The organism is Bacillus cereus group sp. RP29, assembly GCF_040459765.1.
GTDB classification, from domain to species: domain Bacteria; phylum Bacillota; class Bacilli; order Bacillales; family Bacillaceae_G; genus Bacillus_A; species Bacillus_A paranthracis.
On record NZ_JARVHN010000001.1, the window covers coordinates 5,207,501 to 5,227,934 of the forward strand.

Sequence of the window (20,434 nt, forward strand, 5' to 3'; positions counted from 1 at the left end):
AAATAAAGCTTTACCACTGCTTCTACAGAAATTAAAGAGTGACGGCTATGAGCAAATATCCGTATCACAACTTATTTCCAACACAAGTACGAAAAGTAAAGATGTCCAATAATTTTTTACACATAAAAAGCTCTACTACCTTTCGTTCAGGTAATAGAGCTTTTTTTATCCCGATATTTTCATTCGTACAACTACCCTGCGTAAAAACTCTCTTAATTAGGCTGACTTACTCGTCTTTCCAATTAAACGATGTAATATAAGTAACTGATATGCATTACATAATAAAAGTGGTATCACCATTAAATATAACCAATCTGTATCATTAATTCGAAGTGCTGGTACCCACTCAAGAATTGTTACAACCACCATAAAGAACAAAGCTGGCACAAATGCCTTTTTATTCGTTTCCTTACTTTTTATATAAGCAACGATGGCACCAAACATAAATAACACACCAGCAACAAGTATGTTATTCCCTAATGAAATTTCCCCATTTGCAATCAATACCGATCTTAAATACACAAAATCAAATAAAACGAATGCAATGAAGAAGAGCTGGACTATATTCCATAAAGAAGGTGACCTGAACATCCCTAATCCAAAACGATGGATTGTTAAATAGGCAAAGAACCCCATTTGACTTATCACACTAAAAATAAATCCTACACCCATCAACCAGAAGGAAACTGCCAAAATTTCCTTTCCGTCGAAATTTTGAAAAAATTTAGCGTACTTGTCCCACTCTAAAACAAATCCAATAATGACTGTACTAACCCCACCAAGAAACAACGTCGTAAAAAATAGTCGAACCCACTTGCGGCTATTCACAACACATCCCCCATTATCCTTATATTTCTAATTAAATTGTATCAATGACAATTTCAAAAAGCTAGCCATGTTCATGTATAAATTCCTTAAAGATATTTATATTAAAAAGAGAGAACTGTGCTGAAAGGAGTTCCAACTTATGAAACGGATGCTGCTCGTTTTGACTTCTTCTTTTCTATTTCTTGTACTTGTAGCATGTGCACAAGAAAAAGAAGCAAAGTCCGAACTTGATTATGATCAAACGAAGAAAATGATTGTTGATATTTTAAAAACCGATCAAGGTAAGAAAGCCATTCAAGATGTGTTAACTGATGAAAAAATGAAACAAGCACTCATACTAGATGAAACAGTAGTAAAGAAAACGATTGAAGATGCAATGGTATCCGATAAAGGGCAACAATTCTGGGAAAAGCTCTTTAAAGACCCTGAGTTCTCATCGAAATTCGCTAAAAGTATGGGAAAAGAACAAACAGCCTTAATGAAAACATTACTAAAAGACCCTGAATACCAAGCAGGCGTTATAGAAATTATGAAAAACCCTGAAGTAGAAAAAATGATGTTACAAACAATGAAGAGCAAAGAATACCGTCAATATTTACAACAAGTATTAACAGAAACTGCTGAAAGCCCACTCTTCCAAGCTAAGATGATTGATATTATTAGTAAAGGTGTCCAAAAAGCCGAAAAAAGTGGTTCTGATAAAAAGGAAGCCGGCGGTGAAGGTGGTTCCCAAGAAGGTAAAAAGGAACAGCAGTAAAAATAATAACGATAATAATGAGTGGACAATACATGTATCATCCACTCATTATTATTTTATTTTTGCGCAACAGTTGTTTTATCAATTACCGCTTCAGCTATTGTGCGATAAATAAGACCTGTCGTATGCGTATCTTCATATACTGACGGCGCAAAATCTTCTTTATTCCAATCAGGTTGTTGAAGCGGGATTCGGCCAAGTACTTCTGTTTGAAGTTCTGTAGCTAATTTATCTCCACCACCTCTTCCAAACACATATTCTTTTTCGCCAGTTGTTTTACTTTCAAAATAAGCCATATTTTCAACAACACCAAGAATACTATGTTCTGTACGTAAAGCCATTGCTCCAGCACGTGCTGCTACAAATGCCGCTGTTGGATGCGGTGTTGTGACAATAATCTCTTTACAAGCCGGCAACATCGAATGTAAGTCTAGCGCAACATCACCTGTACCTGGTGGTAAATCTAAAACTAAATAATCTAAATCGCCCCACTCTACTTCCGTAAAGAAGTGATTTAACATTTTCCCGAGCATAGGCCCTCTCCAAATAACCGGTGCATTATCTTCTACAAAGAATCCCATTGAGATTACCTTTACACCTAGACGCTCCACTGGAATGATTTTATCTCCTCTTACTACAGGGCGTTTTTCTATCCCCATCATATCAGGTACGCTAAAACCATAAATATCAGCATCAATGATACCAACTTTTTTCCCTAGACGAGCTAAAGCAATAGCAAGGTTAACAGAAACTGTTGATTTCCCTACTCCACCTTTTCCACTCGCCACTGCTAAAAATGTCGTTTTCGAATTTGGCGACAATAAAGATTCAGTTTGCTCTTCTTCTTGTTCTGGTGCAAACTGAGCTAATTCCTCTTCTGTAAATTCTGCAAAGCGAAGCCCTACTGTTGCTGCTCCTAGTTCTTTTACTAACTTTACAATTCCAGATTGCAATTGCATTTGTTCCGCGGTACCAGTTTTTACGATTGCAATTTTAACACTTACATGTTCCTTCTCAGGCTTGACTGTTACCTCTTTAATTGCCCCTGTTTCTTTTAACGTTTTATGTAAAAACGGATCTACAATCCCTTCTAACGCTTCCACTACTTGCTCTTTCGTTACCATAATTAGCCCAGCCCCCTGTATGAAAAATAACATAATGTTAATTAAATATATCTCTCTTTACTTTTGAAATAAATGCGTTTACATTTCCAGTATAACATATTTTCGGAAAACTTCGTTAACGAGAGAAACGCAAAAAAATCCTCCTTATTCTGGAGGATTTCCTTTTTCCGTGAAATAACGTAATATACCACGATATACAGCAGCTGCTACCTTTTGCTGATATTTCTCCGAATTTAACATATACCTTTCATTTACATTCGATAAAAAGCCAGCTTCAATTAAAGCACCTGGGTTTTTCGCATACTTTAATAAATACACATGAGAAATTGTTTTAGCAGAACGATTTGTATTCTCTAAACTCGTTCTCAACTCAGCTTGTATAAATTTCGCAGCACGTTCATTTTCAATTGAAGAACGGTAATAGAACGTTTGTGCGCCTTTTGATCCACTACTAGTTAAAGCATTTAAATGGATACTTGCAAAAAAATCTACATCGGGTTTATTAATAATCTCTACACGTTTTTTTAAATCTTCTGCTTTACGTCTACTATATGACTTTGTATCTTTCTGGGCTAAATCATAATCTCCCTCACGCGTTAAAATAACTAGTGCACCTTGCTCTTGTAAATAATCTTGCACCTTCTTTGTAATCTCAAGCGTAATATCTTTTTCTACAATATCCTTGCCACCAACAGCCCCTCCGTCTGGTCCACCATGCCCAGCATCTAATACGATTACTTTCCCTGATAAGGGTAAATTCCAAGCTCGCCACGATTTTGTAATTTGAAATTCTTGTTTGACTAAAAAAAACAAAATAACCGCAGCGAGTGCAAAAGAGATAATTCGAATTCTCTTCATACCTTTCCTCCTCCAGCTAGTCCCTCTAATTACTTATATGGGACAAGAGGAAAGTTTATGCTTGTCTTAATGAAGCTTTAATCGATATCTTCTTTCACCTTTTTCATATCCTTCCTGCCACCATAAGCCGATAAACTGCTGGCAAGATTCAAAAAGTAATTCCTCATCTTGTAACTTAATCTCCCGCATAGTCATGCTCGTTAAAAATTGAAATAGTGTTTCCGTTAATTGTTGCTCTTCTTCTAAGGCCCTATATTTCACATCAAAGAACGATTCGCCATAATAACCAAATTTGCTATATCTCGCTCCTAATAAATACGATTCTATCCCTAATTCAATGCAGTAATCTTCATACTGACGATGAAGTTCCTGCATCTGAAAGGCATCTCTAATATTTGAACGTAATGTTTTTAATGATAATTCCCGCAGCATCTTCCGCTCATATTTCAACTGCTTTTCTTTTTGTTTTTCTTGTAAGCTGACAATGACATTCATAGTACTTATAAACCTCCCTAATACGTATTAGTCTAAACTTCTAAAGAAGAAGCATACGCGAGAGGATAGCACTAAAATATTCCAAACTACAAAAATTTCAAAAGAGGAATGAAACATAAAAAACCCCAACCAAAATGGTTGGGGTTTGTAGTTCGCAAAAATTAACGTTTTGAGAACTGAGGTGCACGACGTGCGCCTTTAAGACCGTATTTTTTACGCTCTTTCATACGTGCGTCACGAGTTAATAGACCTGCACGTTTTAGTGTTAGACGGTATTCTGGATCAGCTTTTAATAAAGCGCGAGAAATACCGTGACGAATAGCACCAGCTTGACCAGTGTATCCACCACCATTTACGTTTACAAGTACATCGTAGTTACCTAAAGTTTCTGTTGCAACTAGAGGTTGTTTCACTACTTCACGTAATGCAGCAAATGGGATATAGTTTTCAAAATCACGACCGTTAATGATAACGCGTCCTTCGCCTGGAACTAGGCGTACGCGCGCTACTGAACTCTTACGACGTCCAGTGCCATAGTATTGAACCTGTGCCAAAGTAAGCCCTCCTTTAATTGATTATCCGCGAAGTTCGTAAACTTCTGGTTTTTGTGCTTGGTGTGGATGCTCTGCTCCAGCATACACGTTTAGTTTCTTAGAAACTTGACGGCCTAAGCGTCCTTTTGGAAGCATGCCTTTAATTGCAAGCTCTAACATTTGTACAGGGTAGTTTGTACGCATTTCAAGAGCTGTTCTTTGTTTAAGTCCACCTGGGTGGTTAGTGTGACGGTAGTAAATTTTATCGTTTAATTTATTACCTGTTAAATGAATTTTCTCAGCGTTAATAATAATTACATGATCACCCGTGTCAACGTGTGGTGTAAATGTAGGTTTGTTTTTACCACGTAAAATGGATGCTACTTCACTAGCAAGGCGACCTAAAGTTTGACCTTCAGCATCAACCACATACCATTTACGCTCAACTTCGTTAGCTTTTGCCATAAAAGTCGTACGCATGTGTTTCCCTCCTCGTTATCTTTTCCATAGAAAAAATCTATTGTTTATCTTAAACACGATTTCCTTCCGGGGCTAATCGTGGTTTTAGAAACAATACCATATGTTATGATATACTTTTGAGTTTCTAATGTCAAGCAAATGTTACACCAGGATTAGTTGTTATAGTTTACCTGCCATAAATAAAGCCCATGACCAGGAGCCATCTTTCCAGCAAACTGACGATTTTGTTTCGCTAAAATCTCTGGAATGCTATCCGGATCAAGCTTTCCTTGCCCTATGCTCAGTAACGTACCAACAATAATCCTGACCATATTATATAAAAATCCATTACCTACAAAACGAAAAATTAATTCGTCGTCCTGCTCAATTAGCTCGATTTCATAAATTGTTCTCACTTTATCTTTTTTGTCAGTTTTTGCCGAACAAAAAGAAGTGAAATCATGCGTTCCAATAAAATAAGGGATCGCTTTTCTTATAGCATTTATTTCGAGCGGATATGGATATTGATATACGTAATTTCTACGGAATACATCCGCAGTCTTTGATAATAATACACGATAACGATATTCTTTTCTCTCGACACCGTAACGTGCGTGAAATTCTTCTGTTTTTTTCTCTACCTGTGTGATAACAATATCATCTGGTAACATAGTGTTTAATGCATTGCTCCATTGCCACTCTTCAAGAGACAACGGTGTATCAAAGTGTATCACTTGTCCTTTAGCATGAACAGTAGAATCTGTTCTGCCCGATGCCTGAACACGAACAAGTTCCCCTTTATGCAATTTCTGCAAAGCTTTCTCTATCTCTTGTTGAACAGTACGATGCTGCGGTTGAATTTGATAACCACAAAAATGCATGCCATCATATGCAACCGTACATTTTATTCTATCCATTTCTTTATTCTCCATTACGATCGCACCCATGCCAAAATACAAGCTAAACAAAGTAAGCTTATAATCGTTACTGTATCGCTTGTTTTCCAGCGTAGTTGCCTAAATTTAGTACGTCCTTCGCCACTTTGATATCCACGGGCTTCCATAGCAATTGCTAAGTCTTCTGCACGCTTAAAAGCACTGATAAATAGAGGAACGAGTAGTGAAATGATAGCTTTCATCCTATCTTTTATCGGTCCCCCTGCAAAATCAATACCACGTGACGATTGTGCCTTCATTATTTTACTCGTTTCATCCATTAATGTCGGGATAAAACGAAGAGAAATTGACATCATTAATGCGATTTCATGAACAGGAACTTTTATACGCTTCAACGGCTTTAATAACGTCTCCAAACCATCTGTAATCTCAATGGGTGTCGTCGTTAACGTTAATAATGTCGTCATTAAAATAATAACGAAGAATCGTATAGAAATGTATATTCCTTGCTCTAATCCTTTTTCATGTATCGAAAACCAACCAAGCTGGAATAGTACTTCCCCTTCTTTATTTGTTAAAATATGCAGGAAAAATGTAAAAAGAAAAATCCATAGAATTGGTTTTAAGCCCGAAAGTACATAACGAATCGGCACTTTTGCAAAAAATAAAGCAATGAGTGCATATAAAAATAAAAATCCATATGAAATTGCATTATTTGCTAAGAAAACAACAAATACATATAAAAAGACAATCAGCAGCTTCGTACGTGGATCAAGTTGATGAATAAGAGAATTCCCTGGAATATATCTTCCAATAATCAACTGCTGCATGATTCATGACCACCTTTTCGTAACACCTGCACAACTTCATGAGTAAGATCCTCTAAAGATAAGGTAGCCTTTGGGATTGAAATGCCAAACTTCTCTTCAATTGCACGTTTATACTTTAAAGACATAGGAAGATCCACACCAATTTTCTCTAGTTCATCAGCATGTGAAAATACTTCCTCTGCACTTCCTTGCAAAAAGACCGTTCCTTTATGCATGACTACAATCTGCTCGGCATATTTAGCAGCATCCTCCATATTATGCGTTACAAGGATAACTGTAAGGCCTTTCTCCTTATGTAGCTTATAAAACATCTCCATAAGTTCATTTTGCCCTTTTGGATCTAGTCCTGCTGTAGGTTCATCTAATACAAGCACTTCGGGTTCCATCGCTAATACGCCTGCTATCGCAACACGCCTCATTTGCCCACCACTTAACTCAAATGGTGAACGTACTAACAGTTCTGGTTCTAACCCTACAAGTTGAATTGCCTCTCTTGCCTTTTGCTTCGCTTCTTCTACAGATACACCAAAATTAGTAGGTCCGAAGCAAATATCTTTCTCCACAGTCTCTTCAAACAACTGATGTTCTGGGAATTGAAAGACAACACCTACCTTTTTACGTAGTGGCTTTAGCTTTTTTTCTTTCTTTCCTGCCGAAATGAAATGTTCACCAATTTGAACTGTGCCATTTGTCGGCTGCAATAAACCATTTAAATGTTGAATCATCGTCGACTTACCTGAACCAGTATGACCGATAATGGCATAATAGCCCCCACTTGGAAACGACACGTCTACATCATAAAGTGCGCGTCTTTCAAATGGAGTTTTATATTGATAACGATGTTCTACTTTTTGGAATGTAATCTCCAAAGTTCGTTCACCAAGCTTTCCATTGTAAGATGCGTATTTTGCAAGAGAATTTCATTTCTTTTTAATAATTCTGCTATTTTCACTGAAAATGGTACGTCTAATCCAATTTCTTGGAGCATATGAGAGGACTTGAAAATTTGTTCTGGAGTCCCTTCCTCTAATATCTCTCCCTTATTTAAAATAATGACACGGTCTGACTGTGCCGCTTCTTCTAAATCGTGCGTAATTGATAACACAGTAATACCTTTTTCATTAACAAGTTGTCTAACCGTTTCTACCACTTCACGTCTCCCTTGAGGGTCTAGCATTGACGTTGCTTCATCTAATATCAAAATAGACGGCTGAAGTGCTAAAACGCCTGCTATTGCTACTCGCTGCTTTTGCCCACCAGATAACGAATGTGGCTCATCATTAAGAAAATCTTCCATACGGACTAGTCGTAAGGCCTGATCTAATCTTTCTACCATTTGCTCTCTTGGCATTCCGATATTCTCTAAACCAAAGACAACGTCATCTTGCACTGTCGTTCCAACAAATTGATTATCTGGATTTTGAAATACCATCCCAATTTGTTTTCGAACATCCCATACCGTTTCCTCTGACAAAACCATTGTATCATTTACTGTAATTGTCCCTGCTTCCGGCAAAAACAAACCATTCAATAATTTTGCAAGTGTAGACTTCCCAGAACCGTTTTGTCCAATAACAGATACCCATTCTCCTTCATATAAGGAGAATGAAACATCTTTTAATGCATAAGTGGCTGCACCAGGATATTGAAATGATATATTTTCTGTCCGAAGTTTCTCTTTTTTCAATACAAGGCACCCTTTCCTTCGCCAAGTAAGCCTATTTTTATATTTAAAAAAAAGGGCCATGACCAGTTTCTTGAAAAGAACTGTCCTGCCCTTTTAATTATCATTATACTAACTCGATAATTACCATTGGTGCTGCGTCTCCGCGACGTGGACCAATTTTTGCAATACGAGTGTATCCGCCTTGGCGCTCAGCATAGCGTGGAGCTACATCAGCGAATAGTTTTTGAAGTGCATCTTGACCAGTCTCAGCGTTAGCTACTTCATTGCGAATGAAAGCTGCTGCTTGACGACGAGCATGAAGATCTCCGCGTTTACCTAAAGTGATCATTTTTTCCACTACAGAACGAAGTTCTTTTGCACGAGTTTCTGTCGTTTGGATGCGTTCGTTGATAATTAAATCAGTAGCTAAGTCACGTAACATAGCTTTACGTTGCGCACTTGTACGGCCTAATTTTCTGTATGCCATTCGTAGTTCCCTCCTTTGTTGATGGGTTTAAATCCTCAGTCGTCTTTACGTAAACCTAAACCTAATTCCTCAAGTTTATGTTTAACTTCTTCTAAGGATTTACGTCCTAAGTTACGAACTTTCATCATATCTTCTTCTGTTTTGTTCGCAAGCTCTTGTACAGTATTAATTCCTGCACGTTTTAGGCAATTATAAGAACGAACAGAAAGGTCTAGTTCTTCGATAGTCATCTCAAGAACTTTCTCTTTTTGATCTTCTTCCTTCTCGACCATAATCTCAGCATTTTGTGCTTCATCAGTTAAACCAACAAAGATATTTAAATGCTCAGTTAAGATTTTGGCACCTAAAGAGATAGCTTCTTTTGGCCCGATGCTTCCATCCGTCCATACATCAAGCGTAAGCTTATCATAATTAGCCACTTGTCCGACACGTGTCTTTTCCACTTGGTAAGTCACACGTGATACTGGAGTATAAATAGAATCAATAGGAATTACTCCTATTGGTTGATCTTCGCTTTTATTTGCATCAGCTGGCGTATACCCACGGCCACGCTTTGCAGTTAAACGCACGCGGAAATGCGCATCTTTTGCTAACGTTGCAATGTGTAAATCTGGATTTAAGATTTCTACATCACTATCGTGAGTAATATCAGCAGCTGTGACAATACCTTCGCCCTGCACATCAATTTCCAACGTCTTCTCTTCTTCAGAGTAGATTTTAAGAGCTAACTTTTTCAAGTTTAAGATGATCGTTGTAACGTCTTCTACTACGCCCTCAACTGTTGAAAATTCATGTAATACGCCATCGATTTGGATAGCAGTAACAGCGGCACCAGGGAGTGAAGATAAAAGAATACGACGTAAGGAGTTACCCAACGTAGTACCATATCCACGCTCAAGCGGTTCAATTACGAATTTACCATATTTAGCATCTTCGTTAAGTTCAACCGTTTCGATTTTCGGCTTTTCGATTTCAATCATTAACTAAACCCTCCTTCAAAACGTCGAAACCCCGGTTAAACAAAGGTATAACCCCTGTCTAACCGAAAGTCCCCCTTAGGCAGTTCCCGATTGTGCACAACAAGCGATGTTTCTGTACGAAATTTCTCGATAATGCATCATATCCATTATAGACAAAAGGGAAAATTCTATACAGAAAAATTACACACGACGACGTTTTGGTGGACGACATCCATTATGAGGAACTGGAGTAACATCTCTAATTGCTGTTACTTCTAGACCTGCAGCTTGAAGAGCACGAATTGCAGCTTCACGACCAGCACCAGGACCTTTAACAGTAACCTCTAAAGTTTTTAAACCGTGCTCCATTGCAGCTTTAGCAGCAGTTTCAGCAGCCATTTGCGCAGCGAATGGAGTAGATTTACGAGATCCACGGAAACCAAGTGCACCAGCACTAGACCAAGAAAGCGCGTTACCGTGAGTATCTGTAAGTGTTACGATTGTGTTGTTGAAAGTAGAACGAATATGAGCTACACCAGCTTCAATATTCTTTTTCACACGTTTTTTACGAGTGTTTGTTTTACGTGCCATTGTTAGTTCAACCTCCTTTACTTATTATTTCTTTTTATTTGCTACTGTACGACGTGGACCTTTACGTGTACGAGCATTGTTTTTAGAGTTTTGACCACGAACTGGTAAACCACGACGGTGACGAAGACCACGGTAAGAACCGATCTCCATTAGACGTTTGATGTTAAGAGATACTTCACGACGAAGGTCTCCCTCAACTTTAATACGATCGATGATATCACGGATACGTCCTAATTCGTCTTCCGTTAAATCACGAACTCGTGTTTCTTCAGAAACACCAGCTTCAGCAAGAATTTTTTCAGCAGTTGTGCGACCAATGCCGAATACGTAAGTTAAAGAAATAACAACGCGTTTGTCACGAGGAATATCTACACCTGCGATACGTGCCATTCCGAATGCACCTCCTTCTGATTAACCTTGTTTTTGTTTATGTTTAGGGTTTTCACAAATAACCATTACTTTTCCACGTCTACGAATAACTTTACATTTTTCGCAGATTGGTTTAACTGACGGTCTTACTTTCATGTCTCGAACCTCCTTAAAGATTACGGAGTGCTATATTATTTAAAACGGTACGTAATACGACCACGATTTAAATCGTACGGAGATAATTCTACCGTAACTTTGTCTCCTGGTAAAATACGAATGAAGTTCATACGGATTTTACCAGAAACGTGAGCCAATACGACATGCCCATTCTCTAATTCTACTTTGAACATAGCATTTGGCAACGTTTCAAGAACGGTACCTTCGACTTCAATTACATCATCTTTAGCCATTCAATAGTTCTCCCTTCTTCAAATCAGTAACATTTTACACTGCTCTGAAATCCCGGAGAGCCAGCTACTTATAAAGTGGTAAGGATTTCGTATCCTGCTTCTGTAAGAGCAATCGTGTGCTCAAAATGGGCACACCATTTACCATCTACCGTTACCACTGTCCAGTCATCAGATAGTGTTTTTACATATCGTCTTCCTTGATTCACCATCGGCTCAACACAGATGACCATTCCCGGCTTTAATCTAGGGCCTCTATTTGGTGGACCATAGTGCGGGATTTGAGGGTCCTCATGTAAGTCTTGCCCGATTCCGTGACCAACATACTCCCTAACGATCGAGAATCCATTCTCTTCAGCATGGGTTTGAACCGCATGTGAGATATTTGATAATCTCTCGCCTGGTTTTACTTGTTCTAGACCAAGATACAACGATTTTTCTGTGACATCAAGTAGCTTTTGAACAGATTCAGAAATGTTTCCAACTGGATACGTCCATGCAGAATCTCCATGGTACCCATTGTATTTCGCACCAATATCGATACTGATGATATCGCCCTCTTTGAGCTTGCGCTTCCCTGGAATTCCGTGTACAAGCTCTTCATTTACAAAAGCACATATGCTCCCCGGAAATCCGTTGTATCCTTTAAAAGATGGCGTAGCACCATATTTTTGAATCGTCTTTTCCGCTATTTGATCGAGCTCTTTCGTTGTAATTCCTGGAGTAATGTGCTGTTTTAACTCTTGATGAGTCAAAGCAACGATCCTGCCCGCTTCTCGCATGATTTCTATCTCGCGAGGAGTTTTGCAGATTATCATTACGCTAAGCCTCCGATGAGAACATCGATATCAGCAAATACTTTATTGATATCTTGCTCACCATTAATGCTTTGTAAGTAACCAAGCTCCTCGTAGAAATCAAGCAAAGGTTTAGTTTGCTTAATATTTACATCTAAGCGATTTGCTACAGTTTCTTCATTGTCATCAGAGCGTTGATATAACTCGCCACCACATTTATCGCACACGTCAGCTTTTGCTGGCGGATTGAATTCTAAGTGGTAAGTCGCACCGCACTCTTTACAAATGCGACGGCCTGTAAGGCGTTTTAATAACAATCCTGAATCCACATTAATGTTTAAAACATAGTCGATTTTTTTGCCAAGATCTTTCATAATCTCTTCAAGAGCTGATGCTTGTGCAACAGTTCGTGGGAAACCGTCTAATAAGAAGCCTCTTACGCAGTCTTCTTGACTTAAACGTTCACGAACGATTCCGATTGTAACTTCATCTGGAACAAGTGCACCTTTATCAATAAAGGATTTTGCTTGTAAACCCATTTCAGTTTCAGCCTTCATAGCTGCACGGAACATATCTCCTGTTGAGATGTGAGGGATGTTATACTTGGCAACAATCTGTTCGGCTTGTGTACCTTTACCAGCACCAGGAAGCCCCATTAAAATTAAGTTCATCCTTGTTCCCCCTCAGAGTACATGAGCATGTAGGGAAGACAATACTTCCCACTTACTCACTGCTTGATAAACCCTTTGTAATGGCGTTTTACCAGTTGGCTTTCTAGTTGCTTCATTGTTTCTAAAGCAACGCCGACAACGATTAACATACTCGTTCCACCGATCTGTGCAGATGGAGGAAGATTTCCCAGCTTCGTAAAGATAACTGGTAAGATTGCAATCGCTGCTAGGAAAATTGATCCTACAAAGGTCAAACGATACAAGATTTTTGTTAGATATTGTTCTGTATTCTTACCCGGACGAATACCTGGAACATATCCACCTTGTTTGTTTAGATTCTCTGACATTTGCTCTGGATTAACCTGAACAAACGCATAGAAATATGTGAAGGCTACAATGAGCGCAACATATATGATCATTCCCACTGGGTGAGAATAGTTAAAGTTTGCAATAATCCACTGCGATACATCATGTTTCGGGAAGAACTGCGCAATAGTCGGAGGAGTAATTAAGAATGAAACAGCAAAAATTACTGGAATAACACCAGCACTATTTACCTTAAGCGGTAAATGTGTGTTTTGTGCTCCAGCATAACCACCATTTCCTCCTGTTACACGCTTCGCATATTGAATTGGGATCTTTCTAACAGCCTGTTGAATGAAAATAACACCCACAATAACTGCTAACACAGCTAGTAAAATCAATGCAACTTTAACGATACTCATGAACAATTGATCTCCGATATTTTGAAACTGTTGCTGATACACTTGAGATATAACACTTGGGATCGCTGCGGCAATACCACCAAAGATTAGGATGGAAATACCATTACCTACACCTTTAGCTGTAATCTGTTCACCTAACCACATTAAAAATGCAGTACCAGCAGTCAGTACCGTAGCAATGTATAAATAAGTGCTCCAACCAGGATTCAAAATTAATTGTCCACCTACCATACCGTTAAAACCGATTGACATACCAAACCCCTGAATAAACGCAAGAACAATTGTAAAATAACGCGTGAATTGCGTTAATTTACGACGGCCCATTTCACCTTGCTTCGCCCATTCCGAAAATTTAGGAACAACATCCATCTGCAATAATTGCACGATGATGGATGCTGTAATATACGGCATGATTCCCATCGCAAAGATGGAGAAGTTTTTCAAGGCTCCACCGCCAAATGTATTTAGAATACCTAAAGCATTTAATTGATCTTGTGCCTTCAGTACGTCTCCATTTGTAAATGGCACGGGGATAAACGTGCCAATCCTGAATACGATTAACATCGCTAAAGTGAATAATATTTTACGTCTTATCTCAGCAACGCGCATAAAGTTGGAGATTGTACGAAACATTAGATCACCTCAACTGATCCGCCAGCTGCTTCAATTGCTTCTTTAGCACTTGAAGAGAACTTGTGCGCTTTAACAGTTAGTTTTTTCTCTACTGCGCCGCTTGCAAGAATCTTAACACCGTCGTTTAATTTGCTGATAACGCCAGTTTCCAGCAATAATTCAGGTGTTACTTCTGTACCATCTTCAAAACGATTTAACGTTGATAAGTTTACAATAGCAAACTCTTTACGGTTAATGTTTGTGAAGCCGCGTTTTGGTAAACGACGGAATAATGGAGTTTGACCACCTTCGAAGCCAAGACGAACACCGCCGCCAGAACGTGCGTTTTGTCCTTTATGACCTTTACCAGCAGTTTTACCGTTACCAGAACCGATACCACGACCGACACGGTTACGTACTTTACGAGAACCTTCTGCAGGTTTTAATTCATGAAGTTTCATTCCCAGGCACCTCCTTATATTAATGAGTTATCCTTAAGCTTCTTTTACAGTTACAAGGTGAGAAACTTTGTTGATCATACCAAGAATAGCAGGAGTTTCTTCCTTAACTACAGTTGAATTCAACTTTTTAAGACCTAAAGCTTCTACCGTCGCACGTTGATCTTGTGGACGACCAATTACACTACGAGTGAGGGTAATTTCTAACTTTTTCGCCATTTGTTTTCCCTCCTTAACCTAGTAGCTCTTCTACAGATTTACCGCGTAATTTTGCAACATCTTCAGCGCGCTTAAGTTCGCTTAATCCGTTCACAGTAGCGCGAATCATGTTGATTGGTGTGTTAGAACCAAGAGATTTCGAAAGAATATCTTGTACACCTGCTAATTCAAGGACCGCACGAACAGGTCCACCAGCAATAACACCAGTACCCTCAGCAGCAGGCTTTAAGAATACTTCACCAGCTCCAAAATGACCGTTGATTGTGTGTGGAATTGTTGTACCAACTAATGGTACAGCGATTAAGTTTTTCTTAGCGTCTTCGATAGCTTTGCGGATTGCGTCTGGTACCTCTTGTGCTTTACCAGTACCGAATCCAACATGACCGTTTTTATCGCCAACTACAACTAGTGCAGCAAAGCGGAAACGACGACCACCCTTAACAACTTTCGCGACACGATTTATCGTAACTACACGTTCTTCAAGTTCTAATTTACTTGGGTCAATGCGATGCATCAATTTTCCCTCCTTTGACCATTAAAATTGTAATCCAGCCTCACGAGCAGCTTCAGCTAGAGCTTTAACACGGCCATGGTATAAGTAACCACCGCGATCAAATACTACTTCTTTAACGCCTTTCTCTACAGCACGCTTAGCAACTGATTCTCCAACTTTCGTAGCAGCTTCAATATTGCTAGTACCGTTAAGAGCAAGGTCTTTATCAAGAGTAGATGCACTTACTAACGTTACACCATTTACATCATCAATAACTTGAGCGTAAATATGTTGGTTAGAACGGAACACGTTTAAACGTGGACGTTCTGCAGTACCAGTAAGTTTAGCACGTACACGCGCATGTCTTTTCTTACGAGTCGCATTTTTATCAGCTTTAGTGATCATTCTTGTCACTCCTTTCTCTCACCTAACGGGTTTACTTAGCAGTTTTACCTTCTTTACGACGAACAACTTCGCCTTCGTAACGAATACCTTTACCTTTGTAAGGCTCAGGAGCACGTACAGCGCGGATGTTAGCAGCGAATTCGCCAACACGTTGCTTGTCGATACCTTTGATTACGATCTTAGTTGGTGCAGGTACTTCAACTTCAAGACCTGCTTCCGGAGTCATTTCTACTGGATGAGAATAACCTACGCTTAATACAAGTTTATCACCTTGTTTTTGAGCACGGTAACCAACACCGACTAATTCAAGTCCGCGTGCGAAACCTTCAGTTACACCTTCAACCATGTTTCCGATTAAAGCACGAGTTGTACCGTGTAATGCACGGTGTTCCTTCTGTTCAGATGGACGCTCAACTGTTAATGTATTCTCTTCAATTTTGATAAGCATATCAGCATTGAAAGTACGAGTTAATTCACCTTTAGGGCCTTTTACTGTTACAGTATTGTCTTCTGCAACTGTAATAGTAACACCTGCAGGGATTTCAAGAATCTTTTTACCAATACGAGACATGTGGTCACACCTCCGTTCGTTTTAAATATATATTACCAAACGTATGCTACTACTTCTCCACCAGTTTGTAATTGACGAGCGTCTTTGTCTGTCATTACTCCCTTAGATGTAGAAACAAGAGCGATACCTAATCCGTTAAGTACACGTGGTACTTCGTCAGCTTTAGCGTAAACGCGTAAGCCAGGTTTACTGATACGTTTTAATCCAGTGATTACACGTTCGTTGTTTGCACCATATTTCAGGAAAATACGAAGGATACCTTGTTTGTTATCCTCGATGTATTCTACATCACGAATGAAACCTTCACGTTTTAAAAGTTCAGCGATCTCTTTTTTGATTTTAGAAGCAGGAACCTCTAATTTCTCATGACGTACCATGTTCGCATTACGGATGCGAGTAAGCATGTCTGCAATTGGATCTGTCATCACCATGTGTTTTACCTCCTTCCCATTTGTGGGTTTTACCAACTAGCTTTTTTAACACCAGGAATTTGACCTTTATATGCAAGTTCACGGAAACAAATACGGCAAAGTTTAAATTTGCGGTATACAGAATGCGGACGACCGCAGCGTTCGCAACGTGTATACTCTTGTACTTTAAACTTAGGAGTACGCTTTTGTTTCGCAATCATAGATTTTTTAGCCACGTTTTCGCCTCCTCTACTTAGCGTTGGCTTCCATTATTTTTGGAATGGCATACCGAATTGTGTTAAAAGTTCACGAGCTTCTTCATCAGTGTTCGCTGTAGTAACGATTACGATGTCCATACCGCGGACTTTGCTTACTTTATCATAATCAATCTCAGGGAAAATAAGTTGCTCTTTAACACCTAATGTATAGTTTCCACGACCATCGAATGATTTCTTAGAAACACCACGGAAATCACGTACACGTGGTAAAGAAACTGATACTAATTTATCGAAGAACTCATACATTTGCTCGCCGCGTAAAGTTACTTTCGCACCGATTGGCATACCTTCACGAAGACGGAAACCAGCGATTGATTTTTTAGCACGAGTTACAACAGGTTTTTGACCTGCGATTTGTGTTAATTCTTCTACTGCGTTGTCTAAAGCTTTTGAGTTAGATACCGCGTCACCAACACCAGTGTTGATTACGATCTTTTCGATTTTTGGTACCTGCATTACAGATTTATAGTTAAACTTGCTCATTAGAGCAGGAGTAATTTCCTTTTGGAACTTCTCTTTAAGGCGATTCAATGAAGTGACCTCCTTTCTTAAGAAAATTATTTATCTAATAATTCACCAGATTTTTTTGCAATACGAACTTTTTTACCATCTTCTACCTTGAAGCCTACGCGAGTAGGTTCACCTGTTTTCGGATCTAAAATCATAACGTTAGAAACGTGAATAGGTGCCTCTTTAGTAATAATTCCACCTTGTGGATTTAATTGAGATGGCTTAGAGTGCTTCTTAACGATGTTAACACCCTCAACGATAACACGGTTTTGCTTTGGGAAAGCCACAAGGATAACGCCTTGTTTTCCTTTGTCTTTACCAGTGATTACCTGTACTTTATCACCTTTTTTTACATGCATCTTAATTCTGCACCTCCTTAGCAAGGCAATACCTTAAATTATAGAACTTCTGGAGCTAAAGAAACGATCTTCATGAAGTTGCTATCACGTAATTCACGAGCTACTGGTCCGAAGATACGAGTACCACGTGGGCTCTTATCGTCTTTAATGATAACCGCTGCGTTTTCATCAAATTTGATGTAAGAACCATCCGGACGACGAGCACCGCTCTTCGTACGTACTACTACTGCTTTAACAACGTCACCTTTTTTAACAACGCCACCTGGTGTTGCTTGTTTTACCGTAGCAACGATAATGTCACCAATGTTAGCATATTTACGACCAGAGCCGCCTAATACTTTAATTGTTAAAAGTTCACGTGCACCAGAGTTGTCAGCAACTTTCAAACGAGATTCTTGTTGGATCATGTTATGAAACCTCCCTTCGGACTAAAAATTCCGATTCGTCTATTTAGATAATAACCGCTTCTTCAACGATTTCAACTAAACGGAAACGCTTAGTAGCAGAAAGCGGGCGAGTTTCCATGATTTTTACGATATCGCCAAGTTTCGCTTGGTTTTGCTCATCATGGGCTTTGTACTTCTTAGAATACTTAACACGTTTTCCGTACAAGGAATGAGTTTTGTAAGTTTCAACTAAAACTGTAATCGTTTTGTCCATTTTGTCAGACACTACACGACCAGTATAAACTTTGCGTTGGTTACGTTCGCTCACTATGCAAACCTCCCCTCAATTTATCGATTAATTCCGATCTCTCTTTCACGAACTACAGTTTTCATACGAGCAATTGCCTTACGCACTTCACGAATGCGAGTTGGATTCTCTAATTGTCCTGTAGCAAGTTGGAAGCGAAGATTAAACAACTCTTCCTTTAAAGCTTTAACTTTTGTTTCGATTTCGGCAGTGGTTAATTCACGAATATCATTAGTTTTCATTAGATTCACCACCATTTTCTTCACGTTTTACGAATTTACATTTCACAGGTAACTTGTGAGCTGCAAGACGTAATGCTTCGCGTGCTACCTCTTCAGATACACCCGCGATTTCGAACATAATTTTCCCAGGTTTTACTACTGCTACCCAGCCTTCTGGTGCCCCTTTACCGGAACCCATACGTACTTCTAGAGGTTTTGCAGTGTAAGGTTTAGAAGGGAAAATTTTAATCCATACTTTACCGCCACGTTTCATGTAACGAGTCATTGCACGACGAGCAGCTTCGATTTGACGGTTTGTAATCCATGAAGCAGCTTGTGCTTGTAAACCGAATTCACCGAAAGCTACTTCAGTTCCACCTTTAGCACGACCACGCATTTTACCACGATGCTCTCTACGATATTTTACGCGTTTTGGCATTAACATATTATTTTCCTCCTTCCTCAGAAGCTTTCTTTTTTGTAGGAAGGACTTCTCCACGGTAGATCCATACTTTTACGCCTAATTTACCGTATGTTGTATCAGCTTCAACTGCTGCATAGTCAATATCAGCGCGAAGTGTATGAAGTGGAACAGTTCCTTCACTGTAAGATTCTGCACGAGCGATATCAGCTCCGCCAAGACGACCAGAAACCTGTGTTTTAATACCTTTAGCACCTGCACGCATAGCACGTTGAATAACTTGCTTTTGTGCACGACGGAATGATACACGGTTTTCTAATTGACGAGCGATGTTTTCGCCTACTAATTTAGCGTTAAGATCAGCTCTCTTAACTTCTAAAATGTTGATGTGTACACGCTTGCCTGTTAATTGGTTAAGAGCTTTACGAAGTGCTTCAACTTCAGTACCACCTTTACCAATTACCATACCAGGTTTTGCAGTGTGAATTGTAACATTTACACGATTTGCTGCACGTTCGATTTCTACTTTAGCAACAGCAGAATCTTTTAAGCGTACATTAATGTACTCACGGATTTTGATGTCTTCATGTAGTAATGTAGCGTAATCTTTCTCAGCGAACCAACGAGATTCCCAGTCACGGATAACGCCGACACGAAGACCAATTGGATTAACCTTTTGACCCATCGATTATCCCTCCTTCTTTTCTGATACCACAACTGTGATGTGGCTTGTGCGTTTGTTAATTTGGCTTGCACGACCCATTGCACGTGGACGGAAACGTTTTAACGTTGGACCTTCGTCAACGAAAACTTTCTCAACAACTAGGTTGTTAATGTCCATTTCATAATTGTGCTCTGCATTTGCGATTGCAGATTTTAAAACTTTTTCTACAACTGGAGAAGCAGTTTTTGGTGTGTGGTTAAGGATAGCAATCGCTTCACCCACTTGCTTACCTCGGATTAAGTCTACAACTAAACGAACTTTACGAGGAGCAATACGAACTGTTCTCGCTACTGCTTTAGCTTGCATTGAAGTGCCTCCTCTCATTATCTTCTAGTTTTCTTATCGTCAGCATCATGACCTTTATACGTACGAGTTGGTGCGAATTCACCTAACTTGTGGCCTACCATGTCTTCAGTAACATATACAGGTACATGTTTACGACCGTCATATACAGCGATTGTGTGACCGATGAACTGAGGGAAGATCGTTGAACGACGAGACCAAGTTTTAACAACTTGCTTTTGCTCAGTTTCATTTAGCTTTGCAATTTTACTCATTAAATGATCATCGACAAATGGTCCTTTTTTCAAGCTACGAGCCATTTTGGT

At 39.2% G+C, this 20,434-nt stretch carries 37 protein-coding genes (1 of these 37 only partly in view); 2 read left to right on the forward strand and 35 right to left on the reverse strand.

Annotated features, from left to right (window positions below):
- Positions 1 to 112 carry the 3' portion of a polysaccharide deacetylase family sporulation protein PdaB gene (gene pdaB / locus QCI47_RS27410; RefSeq protein WP_309423347.1) on the forward strand. The gene continues 653 nt to the left of window position 1, outside the view, so 112 of the gene's 765 nt are visible here — the last part of the coding sequence; the start codon falls outside the window, past its left edge; its stop codon occupies positions 110 to 112.
- A gap of 104 nt (positions 113 to 216) precedes the next feature.
- Here pdaB and kbaA read toward each other — a convergent pair whose 3' ends face one another.
- On the reverse strand, positions 217 to 828 hold the full coding sequence (gene kbaA, locus QCI47_RS27415; RefSeq protein WP_001088516.1) for a KinB signaling pathway activation protein KbaA: 612 nt from the start codon (positions 826 to 828) through the stop codon (positions 217 to 219).
- Between the two features lie 139 nt (positions 829 to 967).
- Between kbaA and gerD the strand changes: the two genes are divergently transcribed.
- Positions 968 to 1,585: a spore germination protein GerD gene (gene gerD, locus QCI47_RS27420; protein WP_000827519.1), complete on the forward strand. Its 618-nt coding sequence runs from the start codon at positions 968 to 970 to the stop codon at positions 1,583 to 1,585.
- A gap of 56 nt (positions 1,586 to 1,641) precedes the next feature.
- Here the strand turns inward: gerD and QCI47_RS27425 are convergent, their stop codons facing one another.
- From QCI47_RS27425 to rpsS, 34 genes are all read right to left on the reverse strand, one after another.
- A complete protein-coding gene (locus tag QCI47_RS27425; RefSeq protein WP_000256607.1) occupies positions 1,642 to 2,709 on the reverse strand; it encodes an Mrp/NBP35 family ATP-binding protein in 1,068 nt (355 codons plus the stop codon).
- Between the two features lie 144 nt (positions 2,710 to 2,853).
- Positions 2,854 to 3,567, reverse strand: coding sequence for an N-acetylmuramoyl-L-alanine amidase CwlD (cwlD, locus tag QCI47_RS27430; protein WP_000822435.1), 714 nt, complete (start codon positions 3,565 to 3,567; stop codon positions 2,854 to 2,856).
- Between the two features lie 66 nt (positions 3,568 to 3,633).
- On the reverse strand, positions 3,634 to 4,062 hold the full coding sequence (locus QCI47_RS27435) for a YbaK family protein (protein ID WP_001101006.1): 429 nt from the start codon (positions 4,060 to 4,062) through the stop codon (positions 3,634 to 3,636).
- A gap of 161 nt (positions 4,063 to 4,223) precedes the next feature.
- Positions 4,224 to 4,616, reverse strand: a complete 393-nt coding sequence (rpsI, locus tag QCI47_RS27440) for a 30S ribosomal protein S9 (protein WP_000079986.1) — start codon at positions 4,614 to 4,616, stop codon at positions 4,224 to 4,226.
- 21 nt (positions 4,617 to 4,637) lie between these two features.
- The gene (rplM, locus tag QCI47_RS27445) at positions 4,638 to 5,075 is read right to left on the reverse strand and encodes a 50S ribosomal protein L13 (protein WP_001260793.1); all 438 of its coding nucleotides are present in this window, start codon (positions 5,073 to 5,075) and stop codon (positions 4,638 to 4,640) included.
- A 152-nt stretch (positions 5,076 to 5,227) separates the two neighbouring features.
- Positions 5,228 to 5,971 carry a tRNA pseudouridine(38-40) synthase TruA gene (gene truA, locus QCI47_RS27450; protein ID WP_048553564.1) on the reverse strand — a complete coding sequence of 248 codons (744 nt, stop codon included), beginning with the start codon at positions 5,969 to 5,971 and terminating at the stop codon, positions 5,228 to 5,230.
- A gap of 14 nt (positions 5,972 to 5,985) precedes the next feature.
- On the reverse strand, positions 5,986 to 6,780 hold the full coding sequence (locus QCI47_RS27455) for an energy-coupling factor transporter transmembrane component T family protein (protein ID WP_001186536.1): 795 nt from the start codon (positions 6,778 to 6,780) through the stop codon (positions 5,986 to 5,988).
- Entirely contained in the window at positions 6,768 to 7,649 is an 882-nt protein-coding gene (locus QCI47_RS27460; RefSeq protein ID WP_000406520.1) for an energy-coupling factor ABC transporter ATP-binding protein, read from the reverse strand. The genes QCI47_RS27455 and QCI47_RS27460 overlap by 13 nt, the downstream gene beginning before the upstream one ends.
- The gene (locus tag QCI47_RS27465) at positions 7,625 to 8,467 is read right to left on the reverse strand and encodes an energy-coupling factor ABC transporter ATP-binding protein (protein WP_000711783.1); all 843 of its coding nucleotides are present in this window, start codon (positions 8,465 to 8,467) and stop codon (positions 7,625 to 7,627) included. Before QCI47_RS27465 ends, QCI47_RS27460 begins: the two co-directional genes overlap by 25 nt.
- Positions 8,468 to 8,570: 103 nt before the next feature.
- Positions 8,571 to 8,933 (reverse strand): 50S ribosomal protein L17, encoded by a 363-nt coding sequence (gene rplQ / locus QCI47_RS27470; protein WP_000331490.1) that lies wholly within the window; start codon positions 8,931 to 8,933, stop codon positions 8,571 to 8,573.
- A 35-nt stretch (positions 8,934 to 8,968) separates the two neighbouring features.
- Positions 8,969 to 9,913 carry a DNA-directed RNA polymerase subunit alpha gene (locus QCI47_RS27475; protein WP_000569643.1) on the reverse strand — a complete coding sequence of 315 codons (945 nt, stop codon included), beginning with the start codon at positions 9,911 to 9,913 and terminating at the stop codon, positions 8,969 to 8,971.
- Positions 9,914 to 10,093: 180 nt separating this feature from the next.
- Positions 10,094 to 10,483 carry a 30S ribosomal protein S11 gene (gene rpsK / locus QCI47_RS27480; RefSeq protein WP_000101799.1) on the reverse strand — a complete coding sequence of 130 codons (390 nt, stop codon included), beginning with the start codon at positions 10,481 to 10,483 and terminating at the stop codon, positions 10,094 to 10,096.
- Positions 10,484 to 10,507: 24 nt separating this feature from the next.
- Positions 10,508 to 10,873 carry a 30S ribosomal protein S13 gene (gene rpsM / locus QCI47_RS27485; protein WP_000090789.1) on the reverse strand — a complete coding sequence of 122 codons (366 nt, stop codon included), beginning with the start codon at positions 10,871 to 10,873 and terminating at the stop codon, positions 10,508 to 10,510.
- A 21-nt stretch (positions 10,874 to 10,894) separates the two neighbouring features.
- On the reverse strand, positions 10,895 to 11,008 hold the full coding sequence (gene rpmJ / locus QCI47_RS27490) for a 50S ribosomal protein L36 (protein ID WP_000868344.1): 114 nt from the start codon (positions 11,006 to 11,008) through the stop codon (positions 10,895 to 10,897).
- A gap of 35 nt (positions 11,009 to 11,043) precedes the next feature.
- Entirely contained in the window at positions 11,044 to 11,262 is a 219-nt protein-coding gene (infA, locus tag QCI47_RS27495) for a translation initiation factor IF-1 (RefSeq protein WP_001029884.1), read from the reverse strand.
- A 68-nt stretch (positions 11,263 to 11,330) separates the two neighbouring features.
- Positions 11,331 to 12,077, reverse strand: coding sequence for a type I methionyl aminopeptidase (map, locus tag QCI47_RS27500; protein ID WP_353811996.1), 747 nt, complete (start codon positions 12,075 to 12,077; stop codon positions 11,331 to 11,333).
- A complete protein-coding gene (locus QCI47_RS27505; RefSeq protein WP_001048996.1) occupies positions 12,077 to 12,727 on the reverse strand; it encodes an adenylate kinase in 651 nt (216 codons plus the stop codon). Before QCI47_RS27505 ends, map begins: the two co-directional genes overlap by 1 nt.
- Before the next feature lie 56 nt (positions 12,728 to 12,783).
- Positions 12,784 to 14,085 carry a preprotein translocase subunit SecY gene (gene secY / locus QCI47_RS27510; protein WP_000490114.1) on the reverse strand — a complete coding sequence of 434 codons (1,302 nt, stop codon included), beginning with the start codon at positions 14,083 to 14,085 and terminating at the stop codon, positions 12,784 to 12,786.
- A complete protein-coding gene (rplO, locus tag QCI47_RS27515; RefSeq protein ID WP_000766080.1) occupies positions 14,085 to 14,525 on the reverse strand; it encodes a 50S ribosomal protein L15 in 441 nt (146 codons plus the stop codon). Before rplO ends, secY begins: the two co-directional genes overlap by 1 nt.
- 33 nt (positions 14,526 to 14,558) lie before the next feature.
- Positions 14,559 to 14,741, reverse strand: a complete 183-nt coding sequence (gene rpmD / locus QCI47_RS27520) for a 50S ribosomal protein L30 (RefSeq protein ID WP_001085234.1) — start codon at positions 14,739 to 14,741, stop codon at positions 14,559 to 14,561.
- A gap of 13 nt (positions 14,742 to 14,754) precedes the next feature.
- Positions 14,755 to 15,255 (reverse strand): 30S ribosomal protein S5, encoded by a 501-nt coding sequence (gene rpsE, locus QCI47_RS27525; protein WP_000554646.1) that lies wholly within the window; start codon positions 15,253 to 15,255, stop codon positions 14,755 to 14,757.
- A 21-nt stretch (positions 15,256 to 15,276) separates the two neighbouring features.
- Positions 15,277 to 15,639 (reverse strand): 50S ribosomal protein L18, encoded by a 363-nt coding sequence (gene rplR, locus QCI47_RS27530; RefSeq protein WP_000628816.1) that lies wholly within the window; start codon positions 15,637 to 15,639, stop codon positions 15,277 to 15,279.
- Between the two features lie 31 nt (positions 15,640 to 15,670).
- Entirely contained in the window at positions 15,671 to 16,210 is a 540-nt protein-coding gene (rplF, locus tag QCI47_RS27535) for a 50S ribosomal protein L6 (RefSeq protein WP_000086558.1), read from the reverse strand.
- Between the two features lie 32 nt (positions 16,211 to 16,242).
- Positions 16,243 to 16,641 carry a 30S ribosomal protein S8 gene (gene rpsH, locus QCI47_RS27540; protein ID WP_000245511.1) on the reverse strand — a complete coding sequence of 133 codons (399 nt, stop codon included), beginning with the start codon at positions 16,639 to 16,641 and terminating at the stop codon, positions 16,243 to 16,245.
- 29 nt (positions 16,642 to 16,670) lie between these two features.
- Complete coding sequence (gene rpsN / locus QCI47_RS27545) at positions 16,671 to 16,856, reverse strand: 30S ribosomal protein S14 (protein ID WP_001085700.1); 186 nt, start codon at positions 16,854 to 16,856, stop codon at positions 16,671 to 16,673.
- 33 nt (positions 16,857 to 16,889) lie between these two features.
- Positions 16,890 to 17,429: a 50S ribosomal protein L5 gene (gene rplE / locus QCI47_RS27550; protein WP_001080827.1), complete on the reverse strand. Its 540-nt coding sequence runs from the start codon at positions 17,427 to 17,429 to the stop codon at positions 16,890 to 16,892.
- A 26-nt stretch (positions 17,430 to 17,455) separates the two neighbouring features.
- Positions 17,456 to 17,767, reverse strand: coding sequence for a 50S ribosomal protein L24 (rplX, locus tag QCI47_RS27555; RefSeq protein WP_000558200.1), 312 nt, complete (start codon positions 17,765 to 17,767; stop codon positions 17,456 to 17,458).
- Positions 17,768 to 17,805: 38 nt separating this feature from the next.
- Positions 17,806 to 18,174, reverse strand: a complete 369-nt coding sequence (rplN, locus tag QCI47_RS27560) for a 50S ribosomal protein L14 (RefSeq protein ID WP_000615912.1) — start codon at positions 18,172 to 18,174, stop codon at positions 17,806 to 17,808.
- Positions 18,175 to 18,217: 43 nt separating this feature from the next.
- Positions 18,218 to 18,481 carry a 30S ribosomal protein S17 gene (gene rpsQ, locus QCI47_RS27565; protein WP_000004106.1) on the reverse strand — a complete coding sequence of 88 codons (264 nt, stop codon included), beginning with the start codon at positions 18,479 to 18,481 and terminating at the stop codon, positions 18,218 to 18,220.
- Positions 18,482 to 18,501: 20 nt separating this feature from the next.
- Complete coding sequence (rpmC, locus tag QCI47_RS27570) at positions 18,502 to 18,702, reverse strand: 50S ribosomal protein L29 (protein WP_000855718.1); 201 nt, start codon at positions 18,700 to 18,702, stop codon at positions 18,502 to 18,504.
- Entirely contained in the window at positions 18,692 to 19,126 is a 435-nt protein-coding gene (gene rplP / locus QCI47_RS27575; protein WP_000928971.1) for a 50S ribosomal protein L16, read from the reverse strand. Before rplP ends, rpmC begins: the two co-directional genes overlap by 11 nt.
- 1 nt (position 19,127) lies before the next feature.
- A complete protein-coding gene (gene rpsC / locus QCI47_RS27580) occupies positions 19,128 to 19,787 on the reverse strand; it encodes a 30S ribosomal protein S3 (RefSeq protein ID WP_000529956.1) in 660 nt (219 codons plus the stop codon).
- 3 nt (positions 19,788 to 19,790) lie between these two features.
- Complete coding sequence (rplV, locus tag QCI47_RS27585) at positions 19,791 to 20,132, reverse strand: 50S ribosomal protein L22 (RefSeq protein WP_001148024.1); 342 nt, start codon at positions 20,130 to 20,132, stop codon at positions 19,791 to 19,793.
- A gap of 17 nt (positions 20,133 to 20,149) precedes the next feature.
- Positions 20,150 to 20,428, reverse strand: coding sequence for a 30S ribosomal protein S19 (gene rpsS, locus QCI47_RS27590; protein ID WP_000124453.1), 279 nt, complete (start codon positions 20,426 to 20,428; stop codon positions 20,150 to 20,152).
- Between the last annotated feature and the right edge of the window lie 6 nt (positions 20,429 to 20,434).